22 protein-coding genes and 5 tRNA genes are annotated in these 24,174 nt (G+C 21.0%); 25 read left to right on the top strand and 2 right to left on the bottom strand.

The genetic code is table 11. The features are described 5' to 3' along the window. Nucleotides 1–4: 4 nt before the first annotated feature. The 9 genes from ilvD (at nucleotide 5) to PAD_RS00920 (ending at nucleotide 10,774) form a co-directional block, all read left to right on the top strand. On the top strand, nucleotides 5–1,858 hold the full coding sequence (ilvD, locus tag PAD_RS00960) for a dihydroxy-acid dehydratase (RefSeq protein ID WP_219848605.1): 1,854 nt from the start codon (nucleotides 5–7) through the stop codon (nucleotides 1,856–1,858). Continuing rightward, nucleotides 1,830–2,255: a hypothetical protein gene (locus PAD_RS00955; RefSeq protein WP_219848604.1), complete on the top strand. Its 426-nt coding sequence runs from the start codon at nucleotides 1,830–1,832 to the stop codon at nucleotides 2,253–2,255. Before ilvD ends, PAD_RS00955 begins: the two co-directional genes overlap by 29 nt. Nucleotides 2,256–2,262: 7 nt before the next feature. After that, nucleotides 2,263–3,933 carry a DNA mismatch repair endonuclease MutL gene (gene mutL, locus PAD_RS00950; RefSeq protein ID WP_219848603.1) on the top strand — a complete coding sequence of 557 codons (1,671 nt, stop codon included), beginning with the start codon at nucleotides 2,263–2,265 and terminating at the stop codon, nucleotides 3,931–3,933. 2 nt (nucleotides 3,934–3,935) lie between these two features. Then, nucleotides 3,936–4,874, top strand: a complete 939-nt coding sequence (gene miaA / locus PAD_RS00945) for a tRNA (adenosine(37)-N6)-dimethylallyltransferase MiaA (protein WP_219848602.1) — start codon at nucleotides 3,936–3,938, stop codon at nucleotides 4,872–4,874. A 22-nt stretch (nucleotides 4,875–4,896) separates the two neighbouring features. After that, complete coding sequence (locus PAD_RS00940) at nucleotides 4,897–6,078, top strand: ATP phosphoribosyltransferase regulatory subunit (protein WP_258172081.1); 1,182 nt, start codon at nucleotides 4,897–4,899, stop codon at nucleotides 6,076–6,078. A 194-nt stretch (nucleotides 6,079–6,272) separates the two neighbouring features. Beyond that, nucleotides 6,273–7,697, top strand: coding sequence for a Fe-S cluster assembly protein SufB (gene sufB, locus PAD_RS00935; RefSeq protein WP_416352731.1), 1,425 nt, complete (start codon nucleotides 6,273–6,275; stop codon nucleotides 7,695–7,697). Between the two features lie 13 nt (nucleotides 7,698–7,710). After that, nucleotides 7,711–8,451 carry a Fe-S cluster assembly ATPase SufC gene (gene sufC / locus PAD_RS00930; RefSeq protein ID WP_219848600.1) on the top strand — a complete coding sequence of 247 codons (741 nt, stop codon included), beginning with the start codon at nucleotides 7,711–7,713 and terminating at the stop codon, nucleotides 8,449–8,451. Next, a complete protein-coding gene (locus PAD_RS00925) occupies nucleotides 8,435–9,520 on the top strand; it encodes a SufD family Fe-S cluster assembly protein (RefSeq protein WP_258172080.1) in 1,086 nt (361 codons plus the stop codon). Before sufC ends, PAD_RS00925 begins: the two co-directional genes overlap by 17 nt. A 9-nt stretch (nucleotides 9,521–9,529) precedes the next feature. Further along, complete coding sequence (locus PAD_RS00920) at nucleotides 9,530–10,774, top strand: aminotransferase class V-fold PLP-dependent enzyme (protein WP_219848599.1); 1,245 nt, start codon at nucleotides 9,530–9,532, stop codon at nucleotides 10,772–10,774. Here the strand turns inward: PAD_RS00920 and mnmA are convergent. Both mnmA and infA read right to left on the bottom strand, forming a co-directional pair. Next, nucleotides 10,771–11,859 carry a tRNA 2-thiouridine(34) synthase MnmA gene (gene mnmA, locus PAD_RS00915; protein WP_219848598.1) on the bottom strand — a complete coding sequence of 363 codons (1,089 nt, stop codon included), beginning with the start codon at nucleotides 11,857–11,859 and terminating at the stop codon, nucleotides 10,771–10,773. The genes PAD_RS00920 and mnmA overlap by 4 nt on opposite strands. Beyond that, the gene (infA, locus tag PAD_RS00910; protein WP_219848597.1) at nucleotides 11,859–12,077 is read right to left on the bottom strand and encodes a translation initiation factor IF-1; all 219 of its coding nucleotides are present in this window, start codon (nucleotides 12,075–12,077) and stop codon (nucleotides 11,859–11,861) included. The genes mnmA and infA overlap by 1 nt, the downstream gene beginning before the upstream one ends. A 104-nt stretch (nucleotides 12,078–12,181) precedes the next feature. On the opposite strand from infA, the gene PAD_RS00905 reads away from it, so the two are divergent. The 16 genes from PAD_RS00905 to dnaB all read left to right on the top strand — a co-directional run bounded on the left by PAD_RS00905 (nucleotide 12,182) and on the right by dnaB (nucleotide 24,173). Next, a tRNA-Glu gene (locus tag PAD_RS00905) sits at nucleotides 12,182–12,253 on the top strand. A gap of 14 nt (nucleotides 12,254–12,267) precedes the next feature. Beyond that, a tRNA-Gly gene (locus PAD_RS00900) sits at nucleotides 12,268–12,339 on the top strand. Between the two features lie 15 nt (nucleotides 12,340–12,354). Further along, on the top strand, nucleotides 12,355–13,278 hold the full coding sequence (locus tag PAD_RS00895; protein ID WP_219848596.1) for an ABC transporter ATP-binding protein: 924 nt from the start codon (nucleotides 12,355–12,357) through the stop codon (nucleotides 13,276–13,278). 17 nt (nucleotides 13,279–13,295) lie between these two features. After that, nucleotides 13,296–14,069, top strand: a complete 774-nt coding sequence (locus tag PAD_RS00890) for an ABC transporter permease (RefSeq protein ID WP_219848595.1) — start codon at nucleotides 13,296–13,298, stop codon at nucleotides 14,067–14,069. Nucleotides 14,070–14,076: 7 nt separating this feature from the next. Then, nucleotides 14,077–14,160, top strand: a tRNA-Ser gene (locus PAD_RS00885). Between the two features lie 33 nt (nucleotides 14,161–14,193). Then, complete coding sequence (gene gnd / locus PAD_RS00880; protein WP_219848594.1) at nucleotides 14,194–15,123, top strand: phosphogluconate dehydrogenase (NAD(+)-dependent, decarboxylating); 930 nt, start codon at nucleotides 14,194–14,196, stop codon at nucleotides 15,121–15,123. Between the two features lie 21 nt (nucleotides 15,124–15,144). Then, nucleotides 15,145–16,239 (top strand): DNA polymerase III subunit gamma/tau, encoded by a 1,095-nt coding sequence (gene dnaX / locus PAD_RS00875; protein WP_219848593.1) that lies wholly within the window; start codon nucleotides 15,145–15,147, stop codon nucleotides 16,237–16,239. Between the two features lie 14 nt (nucleotides 16,240–16,253). After that, complete coding sequence (gene dapA, locus PAD_RS00870; RefSeq protein WP_219848592.1) at nucleotides 16,254–17,132, top strand: 4-hydroxy-tetrahydrodipicolinate synthase; 879 nt, start codon at nucleotides 16,254–16,256, stop codon at nucleotides 17,130–17,132. A gap of 28 nt (nucleotides 17,133–17,160) precedes the next feature. Continuing rightward, nucleotides 17,161–19,833: a pyruvate dehydrogenase (acetyl-transferring), homodimeric type gene (gene aceE, locus PAD_RS00865; protein WP_219848591.1), complete on the top strand. Its 2,673-nt coding sequence runs from the start codon at nucleotides 17,161–17,163 to the stop codon at nucleotides 19,831–19,833. A 16-nt stretch (nucleotides 19,834–19,849) separates the two neighbouring features. Beyond that, a complete protein-coding gene (locus tag PAD_RS00860; RefSeq protein WP_219848590.1) occupies nucleotides 19,850–21,001 on the top strand; it encodes a 2-oxo acid dehydrogenase subunit E2 in 1,152 nt (383 codons plus the stop codon). A gap of 658 nt (nucleotides 21,002–21,659) precedes the next feature. After that, nucleotides 21,660–21,732 (top strand) — tRNA-Val (locus tag PAD_RS00855). A gap of 5 nt (nucleotides 21,733–21,737) precedes the next feature. After that, a tRNA-Asp gene (locus tag PAD_RS00850) sits at nucleotides 21,738–21,810 on the top strand. A gap of 31 nt (nucleotides 21,811–21,841) precedes the next feature. After that, a complete protein-coding gene (rpsF, locus tag PAD_RS00845; RefSeq protein WP_219848589.1) occupies nucleotides 21,842–22,129 on the top strand; it encodes a 30S ribosomal protein S6 in 288 nt (95 codons plus the stop codon). Between the two features lie 12 nt (nucleotides 22,130–22,141). Next, the gene (rpsR, locus tag PAD_RS00840; RefSeq protein WP_219848279.1) at nucleotides 22,142–22,363 is read left to right on the top strand and encodes a 30S ribosomal protein S18; all 222 of its coding nucleotides are present in this window, start codon (nucleotides 22,142–22,144) and stop codon (nucleotides 22,361–22,363) included. Between the two features lie 17 nt (nucleotides 22,364–22,380). Beyond that, a complete protein-coding gene (gene rplI / locus PAD_RS00835; RefSeq protein WP_219848278.1) occupies nucleotides 22,381–22,815 on the top strand; it encodes a 50S ribosomal protein L9 in 435 nt (144 codons plus the stop codon). Further along, nucleotides 22,815–24,173 carry a replicative DNA helicase gene (gene dnaB / locus PAD_RS00830; RefSeq protein ID WP_219848588.1) on the top strand — a complete coding sequence of 453 codons (1,359 nt, stop codon included), beginning with the start codon at nucleotides 22,815–22,817 and terminating at the stop codon, nucleotides 24,171–24,173. Before rplI ends, dnaB begins: the two co-directional genes overlap by 1 nt. Nucleotide 24,174 lies beyond the last annotated feature (1 nt).

The raw sequence follows: 24,174 nt of genomic DNA, 5'->3' as shown, positions 1-24,174 counted from the left end.
AAAAATGAAAAATTATAGATCTTATAAAACTACAAATAAAAAAATGGTAGGGTCGAGAGCGTTATGGCGTGCGACTGGTATGAAAGATAATGATTTTGATAAACCAATAATTGCTATTGCAAATTCTTATACTGATTTTGTTCCAGGTCATATACTTTTAGATAAAGTAGGAAAAGTTATAAAAAAATCAATAAAAAAAAATGGTGGAAATGCTAAAATATTTAATACTATTGCTATAGATGATGGGATTGCTATGGGACATAGTGGGATGATGTATTCTTTACCGTCTAGAGAACTTATAGCAGATTCAGTTGAATATATGGTAAATGCTCATTGTGCTGATGCCCTAGTATGTATTTCTAATTGTGATAAAATTACGCCAGGTATGTTAATAGCTTGTTTTAGATTAAATATTCCTACAATCTTTATTTCAGGTGGTCCTATGGAAGCAGGAAAAATAAAAGAAAAAAATATTAATTTAGTAGATGCTATTATTATAAGTGGATCAAAAACTAAAAATAGTAAAAAAATATTAGAAATAGAAAAAAATGCTTGTCCAACTTGTGGAAGTTGTTCTGGGATGTTTACTGCAAATTCCATGAATTGTTTATTAGAAGTTTTAGGATTAGCATTTCCAGGTAATGGAACTTTATTATCAACTCATGTAAATAGGAAATTATTATTTAATAAAGTAGGAAAAAAAATTGTAGAAATAACAAATAAATTTTATAAAAATAATGAAAAAATTTTACCGTTAGATATATGTTTAAAAGAATCATTTGAAAATTCAATAATAATGGATATCGCTATGGGTGGTTCAACAAATACAATACTTCATTTATTAGCCATAGCAAAAGAAGCAAATATAAAATTTAAATTAAAAAATATAGATAAATTATCAACTAAAGTACCACAATTATGTAAATTATCTCCTAATACAAAAAAATATTTTATTGAAGATTTTCATAGAGCTGGTGGGGTATTTGGAATTTTAGGGGAATTAAATAAATTAAATTTATTAAATACATTTGTTCCTACTATATATAGTAAAACATTAAAAGAAGCATTATATAAGTGGGATATTATGTATTCATTTGATAAAAATATATTAAATTTTTATCAAGCAGCTCCAGGTCGAATTATAACAAATAAATCTTATTATCAAAATAATAAATGGCCTTTAGATTTAGATAGAAAAAATGGTTGTATTCGTAAGAAAAAATATTGTTATTCTAAAGATGGCGGATTAGCAATATTATTTGGAAATATCGCTAAAAATGGATGTGTTGTAAAAACAGCAGGAGTAAATAAAAAAATTTTAAAATTTAAAGGTAGAGCTAAAGTTGTTAATTCACAAGAATTAGCAGTTCAAAGTATATTAAATAATGAAATAAAGAAAGGGGATATATTAATTATATGTTATGAAGGTCCTAAAGGGGGACCAGGAATGCAAGAAATGTTATATCCTACTTCTTATTTGAAATATAAAAAATTAGATAAATTTTGTGCTTTATTAACAGATGGAAGATTTTCTGGTGGGACGTCTGGTTTATCAATTGGACATGTCTCGCCTGAAGCTGCTTCAGGAGGGAATATAGGTTTAATAAAAAATGATGATTTAATTAGTATTAATATAAATAAAAGATATATAAATTTATTAATTAATAAAAATAGATTAATTAATCGTAGAAATAAAATGAATAAATTATATAAAAAAAATTTATGGAAACCAAAAAATAATCGGAATAGAATAATAACAAAAGCTTTAAAAATATATTCATATTTTGCAAGGTCTGCTGATACAGGTGCTATAAGAAAAATATATAAAAATGAAAAAAATTTTATTTCCAATAAATAAACTAAAATTAAGTGAAAAATATATTATAAAAAAAATATTTAATATAAATTTAAAAAATTTAAAAAAAATATATATTTTAGGAAATATAAAAAAAATAAAACTTATAAAAAAAATTTTAATTAATTATAATTTATTAAAAAAAAATAATATTTTTAATATTGATATATATTTTATCAAATATAAAAAAATATATATTTTGAAAAAAAAGATAAATAAAATACAAATTATTAAATATATATATTTAAAAAAATTATATATATATAATTTTATAAGAATAAAAAAATATATATATTTAAAAAAATATAAAAAAATTTATAAAATAAATTTATTAATAAATTTATTTTTAGGAAATATAAAATTATATAAATTATATTATTTAAATAAATATATAAAATAAAAATCTTATGATTGAAAAAAACTTTAATAGAATAAAAATACTAAATAAACATTTAATAAATAAAATCTCAGCTGGTGAACTTATTAAAGATCCATCATATGTTTTAAAAGAATTAGTTGAAAATTCTATAGATGCTGGAAGTAAAAATATAAAAATAAATATAGAAAAAGGGGGGAAAAAATTAATAAAAGTTGTTGATAATGGTTGTGGAATAAATCAAGATGATTTAAAATTAGTATTTTTAAAAAATGCAACAAGTAAAATAAGTAATTTTTATGAGATTAATAATATTAAAACATTAGGTTTTAGAGGTGAAGCTTTATCAGCAATAGGATCAATATCTAATTATTCTTTATTATCTAATCCTTATAATGAAACTTATAAAGGATATGGAATATCTAAAAATTTTGGAAGAATAGATATTTTTCCTTATCCACATTTGAAAGGTACGACTGTATCTGTAAGTGATTTATTTTATAATAATCCTATAAAATTAAATAATTTATCTAGTGATAGAATTGAAAAAAATAAAATTGTTGAAATGTTTTATAATTTAGTTTTATCAAGTTTTGATATTTGTTGGACTTTTATAAATAAAAAAAATATATATAAATTATTACCTTGTTTAAATATAAATGAATGTCGAAATAGAATTAGTAATATTTTTGGTAAAAATTTTATAAAAAATAGTTTGTTTATAAATAAACTTGATAAATATAATCAAATAAAAATTATAGGATGGTTTATTTTACCAAATTATATTTTTGGAAAAAATAAACAATATATTTTTATAAATAGAAGAATAATAAAAGATCCTTTTTTAAAAAAAATTATATTAAATGCTTATAATGAAACTATGTTTAAAGGTTTAAAACCATCATATATTTTATATATAAGTATAAAAAAAAGTATGTTAGATATAAATGTACATCCTAATAAGTATAAAGTTAATTTTGTAAATAAAAAAATAATAAGTAATTTTATTTATGAAAATATTTATAATTTATTAAAAAGTAATTGTAAATTAAAAAATAATAAAATAAAAAAAAATCAAAAAAAAGAAAATTTAAATTTAGAAAAAATAAATAATAAAAATTATTTAGGATTTGCTATAGGTCAATATAAAGAAAAATTTATTATATCACAAAATAAAGAAGGTTTAATTCTTGTAGATATACATGCGGCTCATGAAAGAATGATTTATGAAAAAATAAAAAAACAACAATTTAATAATAAAACTTTAAAACAAAAATTATTATTTCCTATAAATTTAAAATTAGATAATGAATTAATTTATTTAATAAAAAAAAACCAAAAAATTTTTTTAAAATTAGGAATAACGTTAGAAATAATAAATTCAAATATAATTTTAATAAAAGAAATACCTAATTATTTTTTAAAAAATATAAATATTTATTTAATAATTAAAAAAATTTTTGAAAAATTAAAAATTATTGATTCTGAGAAAAATATATTAAATAACTTAAAGAAAATTTTTATAAAATATTCTTGTTATAATAGTATACGATCAAATAAAAAATTAACAATCATAGAAATGAATTCATTCTTACGTGAAATGGAATTAACAAATAATATAAAAATTTGTAATCATGGCCGACCCACTTGGATTAAAATTTCTAATAAGAAACTAGATAATTTATTTTTACGTAAACGTTGATTATGAAAATATATAATAAAAAACCAATTGCTATTTTTTTAATGGGGACAACTGCATCAGGAAAAACAGAATTAGCTATAAAATTAAAAAAGTTATTAAATTGTGAATTAATTAGTGTTGATTCAGCTATGGTTTATAGATATATGAATATCGGTACAGCAAAACCTAAAAAGATATATCATGAATTAATAGATATAAGATATCCTTATGAAATATATTCAGTTTGGAATTTTCGAAATGATGCATTAAAAGCAATGAAAAAAATTAGTACTTCTGGAAAAATTCCAATATTAGTTGGTGGTTCTATGTTTTATTTTAATATTTTATTGGAAGGAATTGCTAAAATACCGGTTTTAAAATATAAAATAGAACATTATGATAAATATTATTTTTTATTATTAAAAAAAATATTTAAAAAAAATAAATTTATAAAAAAAGAAATAAATAATAATGATATTTATAGAAATAAAAGATTTTTAGAAGTATATTTAAATACTAATAAATTTATTAATTTTTTTTGGCAAAAAAAAAATAAAGAAAATTTTCCATGTGAGGTAATAAAATTTATAGTAACACATAATAATAAAGATATTTTATATAAAAATATTTTTTTTAGGTTAAATTTTATGTTAGAAAGTGGTTTGATTACAGAAGTAGAATTTTTAAAAAATATGAAAAATATGTATTTGGAATTACCAGCTATGCAAAGTATAGGTTATCGTCAAGTTTGGGAATATATTGATGGGAAATATAATTTTTTTATATTAAAAGAAAAATTATTAGCTGCTAATAGAAATTTAGCAAAAAAACAAAAATTATGGTTACGTAAATTTAATGATGCTTTTTGGTTAGATGCTTGTAATCCAAAAATAAGTGATTATTTCATATATTTATTAAAAAGTAATATTTCAAGATATTGGATAAAAAAATATAATATATAATAAAAATAAATAATATAAAATTATGAAAAAAATTATGAAAACTTTTTTATTACCGGATGGGATAAATGAAATCTTACCAAATCAAGCAATAAAATTAGAAAAAACAAGAAGAGATTTATTAGATTTATATTATAAATATGGTTATAATTTTGTTATTACTACACAAATCGAATATTTAGAAACATTATTAAATAATGTAGGATCTGATTTAGAATTACAGACATTCAAATTAATAGATACATTAAGTGGGAAATTAATTGGTTTAAGTGCAGATTCAACTCCACAAATTGCAAGGTTAGATTCTCGTATATTAAAAAATCAAGGTCCATATAGAATATGTTATTGTACAAATGTTTTTAGAGCTTTTACAGTTGAGGAACAAAATGATTTAGGAAGAAATCCTATACAAGTTGGCATAGAATTATTAGGTTATATTGGGATTGAAGCAGATATAGAAATAATAAATCTTACTATTAAAAGTTTAAGATTATCTGGAGCAAAAAAAATAAATTTATCTTTTGGGCACCTAGGTATATATAGGATATTAATAAAAAAATCTAAAATAGAAAAAGAATATTTAAATATTTTATTTGAATCAATAGAAAATAAATCATATACAGATGTTGAAAATATAATAAAAAAAATAAATATAGATTTAAATATAAGTAAAATATTAAAAATATTACCAAGATTACATGGTGATTTTAATATGCTTAAATCAGCATATAAAAAAATATCCTTTCTGGAAGATATTAAAATTGCTTTGGATCAGTTAATAATTATATATAAATTTATTAAGAAAAATTATAAAAATATATCAATATATTTTGATTTGTCTGATTTTAAAGGTTATCAATATCATAATGGTATAATATTTACAGTTTATGTATCAGGAATTGTACAATCTATAGCTAAAGGAGGTAGATATGATATTGGAAAAAATTATGGAAAAAAAAGACCTTCGACGGGTTGTACTATGGATTTAAATTTATTGACATTATTAAATGAAAAAAAAAATAATATAGAAGGAATCTGGGCTCCAGATTTAGATGATTTAAAATTAAAACAAAAAATTGAGGAATTAAGATTTTATGGTGAAAAAGTAATACAAGAATTACCAAATCAAATTATTAATTTAAATGAAAATAATTGTAATAGAAAATTATGTTTGATAAATAAAGAATGGCAAGTAATATCATTATAAAAAAAATAAAATTAAGAAAAATATGATTGGTAAAAATATAGTAATAATAGGAAGACATAAGTAAAGGGACACAGGGTTAGAGATAAAGAAATCAAACCTACTAAAGGTATAGAAAATGAAATAGGGATATCTACTGGACCTGTAAGAACTGATACTATTATATTAAAAAATAATATTTAGAGATTAGAATTTTGATAAATACAAATAATAAGATTTTAAAAAAATTATATAAAAAAAAATATAAACATGGTTTTAAAATAAATATAGATTGTAATATACAATTACCTGGATTAAATAAAAAAATAATAAATAATATATCAAAATATAAAAAAGAACCAAACTGGATGTTAAAATGGAGATTAAGATCTTATTATAAATGGTTAAATATGAAACCACCTTTTTGGGCTATATTTAAAACACCTAAAATAAATTATAAAGAAATTTCTTTTTTTAGTTCTCCAAAAAAAAAATATTTAAATAAAAAATTCTTATATTCCTATAAAAAATTAGGTGTAAATTTATATGAAAATAATAAAATTAAAGGAATAGCAGTAGATGCAGTATTTGATTCTGTATCAATTGCTACTACTTATAAAGAAAAATTATATAACTTAGGAATTATTTTTTGTTCTATTTCAGAAGCAATAAAAAAATATTCTTATATAATAAAAATATATTTAGGTTCTGTTGTTCGGCAAGATGATAATTATTTTTCAGCGTTAAATTCAGCAGTTTTTACAGATGGAACTTTTGTTTTTATACCGGAAGGCATAAAATGTCCTATTGAATTATCTACTTATTTTAGAATGAATACTAATAAGACAGGACAATTTGAAAGAACATTAATTATATGTGAAAAAAGATCAAGTGTTTCATATTTGGAAGGATGCACTGCAACAATTTATGATGAAAATCAATTACATGCTGCTGTAGTAGAATTAATAGCTTTTGAAGATAGTTATATAAAATATTCTACAGTACAAAATTGGTATCCAGGTAATGAAAAAGGTATAGGCGGTATTTATAATTTTGTAACTAAACGTGGATTATGTAATGGTTTGAGATCTAGAATTAGTTGGATACAATTAGAAATAGGTTCAGCCATTACATGGAAATATCCTTCTTGTATACTTAAAGGAGATAATTCTAAGGGGGAATTTTATTCAGTAACTATAACTAAAAATAAACAAATAGCAGATACTGGGACAAAAATGATTCATGTTGGTAAATATACTAAATCAACGATAATAGCGAAAGGCATAGCAATTGGAAAATCAAAACAAGCGTATAGAGGTTTAGTAAAAATAACAAAAAATTCTATCAAATCAAGAAATTATACCCAATGTGATTCATTAATAATAGGCAATAATAGTATCATATATACTATCCCTTATCAAAATATAAAAAATAAAACATCGATATTAGAACATGAAGCGACAGCTTATAAAATAAATAAAGATCAAATTTTTTATTGTATGCAAAGAGGAATAAAAAAAGAAGATACTATAAATCTGATAGTTAATGGGTTTTGTAAAGATGTATTTCAAAATTTACCAATGGAATTTGCAGTTGAAGCAGAATCTTTATTAGAAATAACTTTAGAAGGTTCTTTAGGATAATAAAAAATTATATATGTTAAAAATAGAAAATTTAAATGTTAAAATAAAAAAAACTCAAATTTTAAAAGGTATTAATATAAAAATTAATCAAGGTGAAACCCATGTAATAATGGGCCCAAATGGGTCTGGCAAAACTACTTTATTATCAACATTAGCAGGAAAAGAAGAAAATACAATAACTAAAGGTAAAATTTTTTTTAATGATATTAATATTACTAATTTAAATATAGAAGAAAGATCAAAATTAGGATTTTTTTTAAGTTTCCAAAATCCAATAGAAATTCCAGGTGTAAAAAATATATATTTTTTACATACAGCATTAAATGAAAAATTAATTTATTTAAGAAAAGATAAAATAAGTATTTATACTTTTATAAAAAAAATAAAAAAAAATATGGAATATTTAAAATTTGATAAAAAACTTTTTAAAAGATCTGTAAATGAAAATTTTTCAGGTGGAGAAAGAAAAAAAAATGAACTTTTACAAATGTTAATGTTAAAACCAAAAATAATTTTACTTGATGAAATAGATTCAGGTTTAGATATTGATTCTCTTAAAATAGTATCAAAAGGTATAAATTTGATAAGATCAAAAACTAATTGTTCAATTATTTTAATTACTCATTATAAACGTGTATTAAATTATATAATACCAAATTATATACATATATTATTAAATGGAAAATTAATAAAATCTGGTGAGAAAAATTTAGTTAATGATTTAGAATTATTTGGTTATGAAAAATATGTTTAGTAATATAAAAAAAAGTATTTTAAATATTGATGCATATTTGATAGTTTTTATAGATGGCAGATTATCAAAAAAATATTCAACTATAAATAAATTATATGGGATAGAAATAATTTATTTAAAAAATATTATATTAAATAATATTAAATATAAAATAAAACAAGGTTTTATAAAATTAAATAGATTTAATGGCTTAATACTTTATATTAAATCGAATATAAAAATAAAAAAACCAATATATTTTTTATATATATCAAATAAAAAAATTTATATAAAAAAAAATAATTTAAAAATATTAATTTATATTGAAAAAAATATAAATATTAAAATAATAGAACATTATATAAATAAAAATAATATAAAAAATATAAATAATATATTTTTTGAAATAAATATAAATAATAATACAAAAATAGACTTTTATAAGTTAGAAGAATTAAATATCTTAGATATTCATCTGTCAAATATGATTGTAAATCAAAAAAAATTTAGTAAATATTATTTTTATAATATAAATTTATTTTGTTATTTATTATATAATAAATTAATAATAAATTTAAATAAAAAGTATAGTAAATGTATATTATTAGGGTTGTTTTATCCTAAATATAAAAATTTTATAAAAAATAATATAATTATTAATCATAATTATAACTTTACAAGTTCAAATATAGATTTTAAAGGAATAATAGATAATAATGGTAAAGGTATTTTTAATTGTTATATTATGATAAGAAATAATATAAAAAATGTATATGGAATTCAAAAAAATAATAATATCTTATTATCTAATAATTCTATTATTAAAACAAATCCAAAATTAAAAATTAAATCAAAAGATGTATTTTGTACACATAGCACAGTTACAGGAAAAATAAATAAAGATTATATTTTTTATTTAAGAACTAGAGGTATAAAAAAAGAAATCGCAAAAAATTTAATTTTATTAAGTATCATTAATCAATTTTTTAAAAAAATAAAAAATATTTCATTAAAAAAATATTTTTTTTTAAAAATAATAAAAAATATATCAAAAAAAATAAATTCTTTTAAAGATAAATATATGTTATAAACATATGATATGTTAATAAATTATAAATTTCTAAATAAAAAAATTATAAAAATAAGAAAAGATTTTCCATTCTTAAAAAGAATTATATATAAAATATATAATTTAATATATTTTGATAATGCAGCTACAATTCAAATGCCAAATAATGTAATAAAAGTAATTAATGAATATAACATCTATTATAATTCTAATATTCATAGGGGAACACATTATTTATCAAATTCTGCTACTTTAGCGTATGAACGTACAAGAAAAATTGTTTGTAAATTTATAAATGCAAAATATAAAGAAGAGATTATATTTACAAAAGGAACAACAGAATCTATAAACATGGTTTCTAATAGTTATGGATTTAAATTAAAAAAAGGAAATGAAATTTTAATTTCTATTATGGAACATCATTCAAATATAATTCCTTGGAAAATATTATCTGAAAAAAAAAAATTAAAATTAAAAATAATCCCTGTAAATGATAAAGGTTTAGTAGATATAAAAAAATATAAAAGGTTGTTTACTAAAAAAACAAAATTAGTAGTTATTACTCATGTTTCTAATGTTTCAGGGGTAATAAATCCTATAAAAAAATTATCAATTATAGCTCATAAAAAAAAATCATTAATTTTAGTAGATGGAGCTCAGGCAATATCTCATAAAAAAATTGATGTACAAAAATTAAATGTAGATTTTTATGTTTTTTCTTCACATAAAAGCTACGGGCCAACAGGTGTAGGAATATTATATGTAAGATTAGATATCTTAAGATGTATGGTTCCTTGGCAATTTGGTGGAGAGATGGTAAGGAATTTTACTTTTTTTAAAAAAAAAATTAACTTTTCAGAAGTTCCTTATAAATTTGAAGCAGGTACACAAGCTATATGTAATATTATAGCATTTTATACATCATTAAAATGGTTAAAAAAAAATTTAAATTTTATAAAAATTTGGGAAAAAATACTTATTTTTTATTTAATAAAAAAATTAAATAATATAAAAAATATTCATATTTTAGGAAAAAATAAAAGAATTTCAGTATTATCTTTTATAATAGAAGGTATTAATTCACATGATATAGGATTATTATTAGATCAATATGGGATAGCTATTAGGACAGGAAATCATTGTGTCCAACCTATGTTAAATAATTATGGAATAAATACAGTTTGTAGAATTTCTTTTGCAATTTATAATTCTTTAGAAGAAATTAAACTTTTTGTTAATTTTTTAAAAAAAATTATAAAAATTTTTTTATATTAATTTTCTTTTCTATTATATGCTGATTTTATAAGAGCTCCTCCTAAACAAATATTATTTTTATATAATACAATGGATTGTCCTTCAGTTATTGATCTTTGTTTATATAAAAAATATACTTTGATATAATTAATAAAGTTATAAACTAGGCATTTTTGATCTATTTGTCTATATCTAATTTTAGCAGATAAAATTATTGGATTTTTTATTTTTCTATTAAAAGGATTATAAATCCAATGTATATTTTTTGTAATTAATGAATTTTTATATAAATATTTATTATTTTTATTTGTTACATATAAAAGATTTTTTTTTAAATTTTTTTTTATAATATACCAATAAATAGTATTAAATTTTTTATTTATATTGAAACCATAACGTTGACCAATAGTATAAAAAGAAAAACCGATATGTTTACCTATAAAAAAATTATTTCTTGTTTGTATTTTTCCAAAATTTAAAGGAATAAATTTCTTTAAAAAAGAAATAAATTTTTTATTTTGTATAAAACAAACTCCAAAAGAGTCTTTTTTATTATATATTTTAAATAAATTATTTTTTGCAATTTTTCTTACTTCAAATTTTTTATAACTTCCTATTGGGAAGATAATTTTTTTTATAAATTTTTTATTTATATTATATAAAAAATAACTTTGATCCTTATTTAAATCAATACTTTTTATTAAAAAATTATTTGTTGATCTAACATAATGACCAGTAGCTATATAATCTGCATTTAATATATTAAATGCATATTTAATCAATAACTTAAATTTTATTTCTTTATTGCATAATATATCTGGATTTGGTGTATTCCCATAAATAAATTCTTTAATAGTTCTTTTTAACACCTTATTCCAATATTCAGCTGAAAAATTAACAATATGTAAAAATATTTTTAATTTTTTACATATATAAATTACGTCTTTATAATCTTTTTTTATTGTACATTTCTTTGAATTATTTATAAATTCCCAGTTTTTCATAAATAATCCTTCAATAAGGTATTTTTTTTTTAATAAAAAAGCACATATAGAAGAATCAATTCCTCCTGACAGACAAACAATAATTTTTTTATTTTTATTCATTAACGTGATCTATATATTATACGACCTTTTGTAAGATCATAAGGGGTAAGTTCTATTTTTACTTTATCTCCAGTTAAAATTCTAATATAATTTTTTCTAATTTTACCTGAAATATGAGCTAGAATTATATGACCAGTTTCTAATTTTACTCTAAACATAGTATTTGGTAATGTTTCTATAATTAATCCTTCCATTTCAATATTTTCTTCTTTTATCATAATTTCTTCTCCTAAATATATTAATTATATCGTAATCTTTATATTAATATAGTTAATATTGACAAGTAAGATTATTAATATAATAATAAAAAAATTATTAAATAGTCCCATTCGTCTAGTGGTTAGGACATCACCCTTTCACGGTGACAACAGGGGTTCGATCCTCCTATGGGACATCATCTATATGTTTGCGGGAATAGCTCAGCGGTAGAGTGTCACCTTGCCAAGGTGAAGGTCGCGAGTTCGAATCTCGTTTCCCGCTAAGGTAACTTAAAATATGAAAAATATAGCTTTATGTATAAAAAACTTAACAAAAATTTATAATAATAAAAATTATGCTTTAAGAGATATAAGTCTAAATGTTATAAGTGGAGATTTTTTTGCGTTATTAGGACCTAATGGCGCAGGCAAAACAACAACGATTGGGATAATAAGTTCTTTAATAAAAAAAACATTTGGAAAAATAAAAATTTTTGATATAGATATAGATAAAAATTTTTCAAAAGCTAAATACAAATTAGGAATTGTATCTCAAGAATATAATTTAAATCAATTTGAAAAAGTTGAAAATATTCTTTTTACACAAGCTGGATATTATGGTTTATCTAAAATTTTTTCAAAAATACGTATTTATAAATTGTTAAACGATTTAGGGTTGTTTAAACAAAGAGAAATGATAGTAAGAAATTTATCTGGAGGAATGAAAAGACGTTTAATGATTGCACGGTCTTTAGTGCATAATCCAAATTTATTAATTTTAGATGAACCTACAGCAGGATTAGATATTGAATTAAGAAGAATTATATGGAATTATATGTATAATATAAATAAAAATGAAAAAAAAACTATTATATTAACAACTCATTATTTAGAAGAAGCTGAAAGATTATGTAGAAATGTAGCTATTATAAATAAAGGTGTAATAATAAAAAATACTAGTATGCATTCTTTATTGACACAATTAGATGTTAATACTTTTTTACTAGAAATAAAAAAACCTTTAAAAAAATTCCCAGTAATAAATGGGGTAAAATTAAAAATTAAAGATTCTTATAAAATTTTATTATCAATAAAAAAAGGAATAAATATAAATGAGATATTTAATATCTTTTATAAGAAAAAAATAGAAATTTTATCTATTCGTAATAAATCTAAGAGATTAGAAGAAATGTTTTTAAATTTAATAGATAATGATAAATAAAGAGTATTTAAATTAAATTGAAAAATAAAAAATTATTTATAGCGTTATTTACATTAATAAAAAGAGAAATTCGTAGGTTTATACGTATTTGGCCTCAAACATTATTGCCTTCTTCCATTACAAGTACTATGTATTTTATAATTTTTGGAAATTTAATAGGTTCTAGATTAGGTAAGATGGGTGGGGTAAGTTATATAACTTATATTATTCCTGGATTAATAATGATGGCAGTTATCACAAATAGTTTTTCTAATGTGGCTTCTTCTTTTTTTGGTAATAAATTTCAAAGATCTATAGAAGAATTAATAATTTCCCCAATGCCAGATTGGGTAATATTAGATGGTTTTATTATAGGTGGTTTATTTAGAGGTTTATTAGTAGGTTTTATAGTTACATTTGTTTCAATGTTTTTTATAAAAATAAAAATTATACATCCTTTTTTAACTATATTGGTAATAATCTTAACATCTATATTATTTTCATTAGCAGGATTTATAAATGCTTTAATAGCTAATAAATTTGATGATATTTCAATAATTCCTATTTTTGTATTAACTCCTTTGAGTTATCTAGGTGGGGTATTCTATACTATAAATTTATTACCTGATTTTTGGAAAAAAATCTCATTAATAAATCCAATACTTTATATGGTTAATATTTTTAGATATGGAATATTAGGGATATCAGATATAGTTATAGAGAAATCATTAGTAGCAATAATAATATTTATTATATTATTATATTCAATATCAATAAAATTATTAATAAAAGGAAAAGGTATACATAGTTAAGAAGATTGGAGAGGTGTCCGAGTGGCTGAAGGAACACATCTGGAAAGTGTGTAAGTTATAAACTTCGAGGGTTCGAATCCCTCTCTCTCCTTAAATAAAATTAAATTTGTTAGGAGATTATTAAGTGAATATTGGGATTATTGGTTTAGGAAAAATGGGGGGTAATATTTCTATAAGATTAATAAGAAATAAATATAAATGTTATATTTATGATAAAAATATAAAAAATATAAAAAAAATTGAAGAAAAAGGAGGGAAAGGAGTAAAATCATTAAAAAATTTGGTTTTAAAATTAAAAAATCCTAGAACAATTTGGTTGATGTTACCGGCAGGTGAAATAACAGAAGAAGTAATTATAAAAATAATAAAGTATATGGAAATTGGTGATACATTAATCGACGGGAGTAATGGATACTTTAAAAACGATATTATTAGATCTGAAAAATTATTTATAAAAGGAATTAATTATATAGATGTAGGTGTTTCAGGTGGAATCTGGGGATTAAAAAGAGGTTATTGTATGATGATAGGAGGAAATCAAAAAATTTTTGAAAAAAATAATAATATTTTTTATGTTTTATCTCCAAAAAATAAAAAAAATAAAGGTTATATGTATTGTGGAAAAATAGGTTCAGGACATTTTGTTAAGATGATACATAATGGAATAGAATATGGAATGATGCAATCATATTCTGAAGGTTTTAATTTTATGAAAAATTTTAATAAAAAAAATGTCTCATATAAAAATCGTTATAATTTAAATTTATATTATATATCTTCAACATGGCGTGTTGGTAGCGTAATAAGTTCATGGTTATTAGATTTAATTTCAATATCATTAGCTAATGATATTAAACTTAATGAATTTAATGGTAAGGTTAATGATTCTGGTGAAGCCAGATGGATAGTAAAAACAGCATTAGAAGAATCAATACCGTTAGAAGTCTTAACAACATCTTTATATATTAGATTTAGATCAAGAATAAAAAAAAAATTTGGAGAGAAATTATTGTCAGCAATGCGTAAGCAATTTGGAGGACATTTAGAAAATTAAATTTATAAGGACATAAAAATAATGAGCTATAAAATTTTAGCTCTAAAATTAAGACCAAAAAAATTAGATGATTTAATAGGACAAAATCATGTAATAAAATCTTTAAAAAGTTCTATAAAAAATTTTAGATTACATCATGCCTATATATTTACAGGCAGTAGAGGGGTTGGGAAAACTACACTAGCTAGAATCTTTGCAAAATGTTTAAATTGTGAAAAAGGGATATTAATAAATTCATGTGAAAAATGTAAAAATTGTAAATTAATAAATCTAGGAAAATTTAGTGATTTAATTGAAGTAGATGCTGCTTCAAGAACAAAAGTTGAAGAAACAAAAGAATTATTAGAAGATATAAAATATCCTCCAATTAAAGGACGGTATAAAATATATTTAATTGATGAAGTACATATGCTTTCTTTATATAGTTTTAATGCATTATTAAAAACTTTAGAAGAACCACCTGAATATATAAAATTTTTATTAGCTACTACAAAATTTAAAAAAATTCCAATTACAATTTTATCAAGATGTTTACAATTTAATTTAAAATTAATCCCCTTTAAATTAATGGTTAAATATTTAAAAAAAATCTTGTTTTTAGAAAATATATTAATAGAAAATAATGCTTTAAATTTAATATGTAAACTTTCAAAAGGTTCTATGAGAGATGCTTTATCTTTAATAGAACAAGCTATAATTTTTTGTGGTAAAAAAATTAAAGAAAAAAATATAATTAATATTTTAGGAGTAATAGATAAATATTATATTTATTTAATAGTAAAAGCTTTAATAAAAAATGATATATATAAAATCTTAGAATTAATAATAAATTTCTATGAATTAGGTGTAGATTTTATTTATATATGTGATGAGTTAATTATTTTGTTTCATAAAATATTTTTATCAAAACTTCTACCAAATTATTTTAAATTAATAAATGAAGATCTAGATGAAGATTTAATTTATTTTTCTAAAAATTTTACTATAGAAGAAATAAAGATATATTATAAAATAATATTAAAAGGACGTAAAACTATGTTAGAATTATCAGATTTAAAATCAGGATTAGAAATGATATTATTAAATCTAATATTTTTAAAAAAAAATAAAATTTAAATAAGAGGTTAAATATGATAAGGGGAAGCATAGTTGCAATTGCTACACCCATGAAAAGAAATGGTGTAATAGATTGGGAATCTTTGAGAACTTTAGTAAAGTTTCATTTAGAAAATAATACAGATGCAATAGTAGCAGCAGGAACAACAGGTGAAACAACCACACTAAATTTAGAAGAACATTTTAAAGTAATACGTACTATAGTTAATGAGGTAAATAATAAGATTCCAGTAATTGCGGGAATAGGTGCTAATTCAACCAGTGAAGCAGTTAATTTAACAAAATCTGCAAAAAAAGCTGGTGCTCATTCTGGTTTATCTGTAACTCCTTATTATAATAAACCTACTCAATGTGGGATGTTAGACCATTTTAAAGAAATAGCTTCTGTAGGCCTTCCAATAATAATTTATAATGTGCCAAAAAGAACGGGTGTAGATATTTATAATGAAACAATTTTAAAATTATCAGAAATTAAAAATATTATAGGAATAAAAGAATCTTCAGGTGATTTAGAAAGAGCTGTAGAGTTAATTGAAAAATTAAAATATAAAGATTTTGCTTTATATTCAGGGGATGATAGTACAGCTTGTGAATTTTTATTATCTGGTGGTCACGGAGTAATTTCTGTTTCATCAAATATAGTTCCTAAAAAAATGCATGAATTATGTATTGCTTCAATAGAAGGTAATATTGAATTAGCTTATAAAATAAATAAAAAATTAATGCCATTGCATTATGCTTTAAGTATCGAATCAAATCCTATACCAGTAAAATGGGCTTTAAATAAAATGGGTTTAGTAAAAAAAGGAATAAGATTACCTTTAACATGGTTAGCAAATAAATATCACTCAACCTTATTAAAAACATTGCAATTATTAGAAGTATTAAAATAAATTAATAAAAATATTAGGAGATATTTTTATGATAAAAGATCTTGATCCTTTAGAAACGAAAGAATGGATTGACTCTATAATTTCAGTAATGGATCGAGAGGGAATATTTCGTGTAAAATATTTATTAAATAGTATGGTAAATTATATTAATAATTCTTATCTTGTTAAAGATAATCTCATTAATAATTTTAGTAGTTATAAAAATACAATCCCAGAAAATTGTGAAAAACTTTTTCCTGGTAAAAAATATTTAGAGAGAAAGATACGATCTGCAGTAAGATGGAATACAATAGCTTTAATAATTAGAGCCAATAAAAAACATAATTTAGGTGGACATATTTCAAGTTATATGTCAAGTTGTACGTTATATGAAGTTGGATTTAATCATTTTTTTAGAGGAAAAAATAATTTTTTTAAAGGAGATTTAATATATTTTCAAGGACATATTGCCCCAGGAATCTATGCCAGGTCCTATTTGGAAAGTCGGATTACAGAAAAACAATTAGATAATTTTAGGAAAGAAATAAAAGGAAAAGGTTTATCCTCATATCCACATCCATATTTAATGCCAAGTTATTGGGAATTTCCAACAGTTTCAATGGGCTTGGGTCCAATTCAAGCTATATATCAAGCCAGGTTAATGAAGTATATGCATTCTCGGGGAATTGAAAATATGGAAGATAGAAAAGTTTGGGCGTTTTTAGGAGATGGAGAATGTGATGAAGTTGAAACTCTAGGTGCAATAAATGTTGCTAGCATAGAAAAATTAGATAATTTAATATTTGTAATAAATTGTAATTTACAAAGATTAGATGGTCCTGTACGTGGAAATGGTAGGATAATAGATGATTTAGAGAGAATATTTAAAGGAGCTAATTGGAATGTGATCAAAGTAGTTTGGGGAGGTTTATGGGATAAGTTATTAAAAAAAGATAAGAAAGGTTTTTTACAGAAATGTATAAATGAAACAATTGATGGTGAATATCAACGATATCAAGCATTAGGTGGAAAATATACAAAAGAACATTTTTTTGGGAAATATGAAGAAACAGCAAAAATAGTTAAAAATTTATCGAATAAAGAAATTTATAATTTAAATCGAGGGGGACATGATCCTCAAAAAGTATATGCTGCATATTATGAGGCAGTTCATAATTCTTTTGGAAAACCAACAGTAATTTTAGCACATACAATAAAAGGATACGGTATTTATAATTGTGAATCAAGTATGGAAGCTCACAATATAAAATATATAGATTATAAAACATTAAAAATGTTTAGGGATAGATTTGATATACCTATAAATAATGAAAATATAAAAGAAAATAATATCCCTTATTACAAGCCTGATGAAGATTCACCAGAAATAAAGTATTTACACAATTGTAGGAAAAAACTTAATGGGTATTTACCAAAACGGAATGGAAAATTTGTTGAATTAAAAATTCCTACATTAGAAAATAAAATTTTTAAGAATTTTATAAAAAATATAGGTAATAGAAAAATATCAACTACATTAATTTGTGTACGTATAATAAACAATTTAATGCAAGATAAAACTTTAGGTAAAAGAATAGTACCGATATGTCCAGATGAAGCTCGAACATTTGGAATGGAAACTATGTTTAGTAGAGTAGGAATCTATTCAGTAGTCGGACAAAAATATATACCAATGGATGCTGAAAAATTAATTTATTATAAAGAAGATAAAAAAGGTCAAATTCTTGAAGAAGGAATAAATGAGTTAGGGGCTATGTGCTCCTGGATTGCTGCTGCAACTTCATATGCAAATCATGGTTATACCTTAATCCCGTTTTATATTTATTATTCCATGTTTGGTTTTCAAAGAATAGGAGATTTAGCTTGGGCAGCAGGAGATTTGCAATCAAGAGGTTTTTTATTAGGTGGAACATCAGGAAGAACTACTTTAAATGGAGAAGGTTTACAACATCAAGATGGACACGGACAATTATTGGCATCGATTATACCTAGTTGCCGTTCTTATGATCCTACTTATTCTTATGAGTTAGCTGTAATTTTACAAACTGGTTTAAAAAAAATGTATGTAAATAAAGAAAATTGTTATTATTATATAAGTTTAATGAATGAGAATTATTTACATCCTCAAATGCCTGAAAATAGTGAAGAAGGTATAATACGTGGAATGTATTTGTTACGTGAAATAAAAATTAAAACTAATAAAAAGTTAAAAGTGCACTTATTAGGATCTGGTAGTATTTTACGAGAAGTTGAATATGCTTCTGAAATTTTAAAAGATACTTTTAATATTTCTTCTAAAGTTTGGAGTGTAACAAGTTTTAATGAGTTAAGGAGGGAAGCGGTGGAATTAGATAGAAAAAAATTTTTACTGTGTGAAAAAAAAGTTTTAAAACCTTGGATAACAAAATGTTTAGAAAAAGATAAATGTCCAATAATAGCAAGTACAGATTATATAAAATTATATGCAGACCAAGTACGTGCTTGGGTTCCAAATGATTATTATGTTTTAGGGACTGATGGTTATGGTAGATCAGATACTCGTAAAACTTTAAGATATTTTTTTGAAGTAGATAGATATTTTATAACTATAATAGCGTTAAAAGCACTTAATAATAAAGGGCTTCTAGATATATCAATTGTAAAAAAAGCTTTAAAAAAATATAATATAAATACAAATAAAATCAATCCAGTAGTGGTATAAAAGGAAAAGAAAAAAATTGATAATTGAACTACCTGAAATTGGTGATATAAATAAAAAAGTTGAAGTAATAGAAATATTAGTAAAAATAGATGATTATGTAAAAAAAGATGATATTATTGTTGTATTAGAATCAGAAAAAGCTACTATTGATTTACCAACACCTAAATCAGGAAAAATAAAAAAAATTTTAATTAAAGAAGGTGATAAGATTTATTCAGGTAATTCAATAATAGAAATAGAAGAAGATATTGTTAATGTTAATAAAAAAATTAATAAAATTGATTTAAAAAAAGAAAATAATAAAAATATAACAGTTCATGCTGGTCCTTCTGTTAGATTAATGGCTAGAAAATTAGGCATTGATTTAGAAAAAAATCAAATAATCGGGACTGGAAAAAAAAATCGTATTTTAAAAGAAGATCTACAAGATTTTATAAAAAATAACAAAAAAGATAAAAAAAGTATAAGTAATAATTTTGGTTCTATAGAAGAAAAAAATATAAATAAAATATTAAGTATAAATGCTAAAAAATTGCATGAGAGTTGGATAACTATACCACATGTAACACATTTTGATGAGGTAGATATTACAAAATTAGAAGAATTTAGAAAAAAAATAAAATATGAAAGAGGGATAAAAATAACATTATTATCATTTTTAATTAAAATATGTTCTTGTGCTTTGAAAAAATTTAAAAAATTTAATATGTCATATGATATAAAAAAAAATAAAATTTTATTAAAAAAATATATAAATATTAGTATTGCAATTAATACATCAAAAGGTTTATTAGTTCCTGTAATAAGAAATGTAGATGAAAAAAATATAATTGATATTGCAATAGAATTAAAGAATTTAACAAAAAGAACTTTATTAGGAAAAAATAAACTTGAAGATCTGAATGGAAGTTGTTTTACAATCTCAAATTTAGGATCAATTGGTGGAAAAGGTTTTACTCCAATAATAAATAATTCAGAATTAGGAATATTGGGTATTGGAAAAAGTAAAATAAAACCAATCTGGAATGGGAAAAAATTTAAACCAAAAATAATATTACCTATTTTTATATCTTATGATCATAGATTTATAAATGGTGTATATGCGGCAAAATTTATTAATTTTATAATAAAATTATTAATTGATATTCGTAATGTAATTATTTATTGAAAATCATATCATTAATATGAAAATATTTTTATCTATTGATTATACTTATAATGTTTATTCTATATCTTTATTTAAATTTCAAAAAAAGAAATTTATAAATATAATTGGATTTTATAAAAAAAATATATATAAAAATAAGATTTTATTTTTTATTTTTTTAAAAAATTTTTTAAATAAAAAAAAAATTAATTTATCAGAAATTAATTATATTATTTATGGGAAATTAATAGGAGATATAAAATGTATTAGAATAATAAAATGTATAAGTAAAGGAATATCATATATATTAAATATCCCAATATTAGAAATTTCAAAATTAAAAGCTCTGGCTTTAGGTGTATGGTTTGATTATAATTATAAGTATGTAATTAGTGTTATTAAAATAAAAAAAAATATATATAATATAGGTTTTTTTGAATTAAAAAAAAACTTTTTTTATTATATACCTATATCTTTAATTAAAGAAAAAAAAATAAATATAAATAAAAAAAATAATATAAAAAACATTATTTTAAAAAAATTTGTTTGTACAGGAAGAGGAGTTTTATATTTAAATAGAATAAAAAAAATAAATAAATATATAAAAATCTTAGATATAGAACGTCTCCCAGAATCAAATTATATTATTCGTTTAGCATTATATAATTTATTAAATCAAGGGTGGTTAGCTCAGAAGGAAGAGCATCAGTTTTACAAACTGAGGGTCGCAAGTTCGAATCTTGCACTACCCAAAAAAGGATCGGTAGTTCAGAAGGATAGAATATCGGTTTGTCGAACCGAAAACACGGGTTCAAGTCCCGTCCGATCCGTCAATAAAATTATTATAAGGAAGTTATAAAAATGATTAATTATGAATTAGTTATTTTATTTTATATAAATAAAAATATAATAAAATCTGAGATTATAAAAAAAATAATAAATTTAATTATTGAATATAAAGGATTAATAAAAAATTGTGAAGATTTAGGAAATATTAATTTATATTATTTTATTAAAAATCAAAAAAAAGCTAATTTAATAATATTAAATATAGAATGTAATAAAAATGTTATAAAAAAATTAGAAAAAATAATAAAATATAATGAATTTATAATTAGACATATAATTGTTTTGTTAAAAAAAAATTAATAGGAAAAATTAATGTTATTTCGAAAAAAAAAATATTGTAGATTTACTGCTGAAAAAATAAAAGAAATAGATTATAAAAATGTAGATCTATTAAAAATATATATTTCTGAAAATGGAAAAATAATTCCAAGTAGAATAACAGGTACAAAAGCAAGATATCAAAGAAAATTAACAAAAGCAATAAAAAAAGCAAGATATTTAGGTTTATTACCTTATATTGATAAAAAAATATAAAAAAGGAAATTAAGTATATGAAAGTTATATTACTTGAAAAAAATCTTAAACTTGGAAAGTTAGGTGATTTAGTAAATGTAAAAAAAGGATATGCTAGAAATTATTTACTAAAAAAAAAGTTAGCAATAATTGCAAATAAATTAAATATAGATTTTTTTAATAAAAAACGTAATTCATTTATAAATTTATATAAGTTGCGTATAAAAAAAAATAAAAAAATTTTAGAAAAATTAAAAAAATTAAATATAAATTTATTTTTAAAATCGGGACCAACTGGAAAATTATTTGGTTCAATAGGAAGACGCTATTTATCTAATTTTTTTTATGAAAAATATGGTATAAAAATAAATAAAAACGAAATAAATCTAAATAAGAATATAATAAAAAAAATTGGAAAATATACAATAAAATTATATGAAAAAATAAATATAATAATAAATGTAAAATGTTAATGAAAAAAATAATTTCTGATAAAGATTTAATTAAATTAAAAATTCCTCCTCATTCATTAGAAGCAGAACAATCAATATTAGGTGGCTTGCTGCTTGATAATGAAGCATGGAATAAAATATCAGAAATTATTATAAATGAAGATTTTTATAGTATAGAACATAAATATATTTTTGAAGCTATTAAAGATATAGCTTCAAAAAATAATACGATAGATATAGTAACAGTTGCAGAATATTTAAAAAAAAAAAATAATTTAGAAAAAATTGGTGGTATTAGTTATTTAGCAGAATTATCTAGAAATATTCCTTCTATAAATAATATAGTAGCATATGCAGATATAGTAAGAGAGCGTGCAATATTACGTAAGTTAATAACGATAGCAAATAAAATATCAGAAGATGTTTTTAATAGAGATGGGAAAAGTATACAAGAAATTATAAATCAAGCAGAAAAATTAATATTTAAAATATCAGAATCAAGATTTAGAGGTAATAATATATTAAATATTAATGATTTATTAAATAGAACTCTTGATCGTATAAATAAAATGTATAATAAAAAGAGTTACCTGACAGGTTTATTTACTGGTTTTACAGATTTAGATGAACTAACATCTGGTTTTCAAAAATCAGATTTAATAATAATAGCGGGACGGCCCTCAATGGGCAAAACTAGTTTTGCAATGAATATTGTAGAATATATAATCCTCAATAATAAAGAAGATCCTGTAATAATATTTTCTATGGAAATGCCTGCTGAACAAATAATATTAAGAATGTTGTCTTCATTGGGTCGTATAGATCAAAATAATATAAGAAAAGGTAAAATAGGAGAAGATGATTGGTTAAAATTAACGGAATCATTAAAATTAATTAAAAATTGTAAATTATATGTAGATGACACTCCTATGCTTTCACCTATAGAAATCAGAAATAAAATAAGAAGATTTATAAGAGAAACAGGAAAAATAAGTTTAATAATGATAGATTATTTACAACTGATGCATATTTCTGGATTATCTTATAACAGAACTGCTGAAATATCAGAAATATCTAGATCTTTAAAAAGTATAGCTAAAGAATTTAATTGTCCAGTATTAGCGGTATCACAATTAAATAGATCTTTAGAACAACGTATAAATAAACGGCCAATAATTTCAGATTTAAGAGAATCTGGTGCAATAGAACAAGATGCAGATTTAATTTTATTTATTTATAGAGATGAATTATATAATACAGATAAGATAGATAATAAAGGAATAGCAGAAATAATAATAGGGAAACAAAGAAATGGGCCAATTGGTGTCATAAATATAGGATTTATAGGTAAATATACTAAATTTGAAAATTTAAAATAAG

Origin of the sequence: Candidatus Portiera aleyrodidarum, from assembly GCF_000953295.1 — a bacterium.
GTDB lineage: Bacteria > Pseudomonadota > Gammaproteobacteria > Johnevansiales > Johnevansiaceae > Portiera > Portiera aleyrodidarum_A.
This window is presented reverse-complemented; position numbering and strand designations above follow the sequence as displayed.

Bases quoted from the DNA above. Each gene is read 5' to 3' on its own strand.
- PAD_RS00925 (WP_258172080.1), top strand. From the start codon at position 8,435: ATGAAAAATATGTTTAGTAATATAAAAAAAAGTATTTTAAATATTGAT.
- PAD_RS00955 (WP_219848604.1), top strand. From the start codon at position 1,830: ATGAAAAAAATTTTATTTCCAATAAATAAACTAAAATTAAGTGAAAAA.
- rpsF (WP_219848589.1), top strand. From the start codon at position 21,842: ATGATTAATTATGAATTAGTTATTTTATTTTATATAAATAAAAATATA.
- mutL (WP_219848603.1), top strand. From the start codon at position 2,263: ATGATTGAAAAAAACTTTAATAGAATAAAAATACTAAATAAACATTTA.
- dapA (WP_219848592.1), top strand. From the start codon at position 16,254: ATGATAAGGGGAAGCATAGTTGCAATTGCTACACCCATGAAAAGAAAT.
- aceE (WP_219848591.1), top strand. From the start codon at position 17,161: ATGATAAAAGATCTTGATCCTTTAGAAACGAAAGAATGGATTGACTCT.
- PAD_RS00920 (WP_219848599.1), top strand. From the start codon at position 9,530: ATGTTAATAAATTATAAATTTCTAAATAAAAAAATTATAAAAATAAGA.
- rplI (WP_219848278.1), top strand. From the start codon at position 22,381: ATGAAAGTTATATTACTTGAAAAAAATCTTAAACTTGGAAAGTTAGGT.
- ilvD (WP_219848605.1), top strand. From the start codon at position 5: ATGAAAAATTATAGATCTTATAAAACTACAAATAAAAAAATGGTAGGG.
- sufC (WP_219848600.1), top strand. From the start codon at position 7,711: ATGTTAAAAATAGAAAATTTAAATGTTAAAATAAAAAAAACTCAAATT.
- rpsR (WP_219848279.1), top strand. From the start codon at position 22,142: ATGTTATTTCGAAAAAAAAAATATTGTAGATTTACTGCTGAAAAAATA.
- PAD_RS00940 (WP_258172081.1), top strand. From the start codon at position 4,897: ATGAAAAAAATTATGAAAACTTTTTTATTACCGGATGGGATAAATGAA.
- infA (WP_219848597.1), bottom strand. From the start codon at position 12,077: ATGATAAAAGAAGAAAATATTGAAATGGAAGGATTAATTATAGAAACA.
- miaA (WP_219848602.1), top strand. From the start codon at position 3,936: ATGAAAATATATAATAAAAAACCAATTGCTATTTTTTTAATGGGGACA.
- PAD_RS00895 (WP_219848596.1), top strand. From the start codon at position 12,355: ATGAAAAATATAGCTTTATGTATAAAAAACTTAACAAAAATTTATAAT.
- mnmA (WP_219848598.1), bottom strand. From the start codon at position 11,859: ATGAATAAAAATAAAAAAATTATTGTTTGTCTGTCAGGAGGAATTGAT.
- dnaB (WP_219848588.1), top strand. From the start codon at position 22,815: ATGAAAAAAATAATTTCTGATAAAGATTTAATTAAATTAAAAATTCCT.
- dnaX (WP_219848593.1), top strand. From the start codon at position 15,145: ATGAGCTATAAAATTTTAGCTCTAAAATTAAGACCAAAAAAATTAGAT.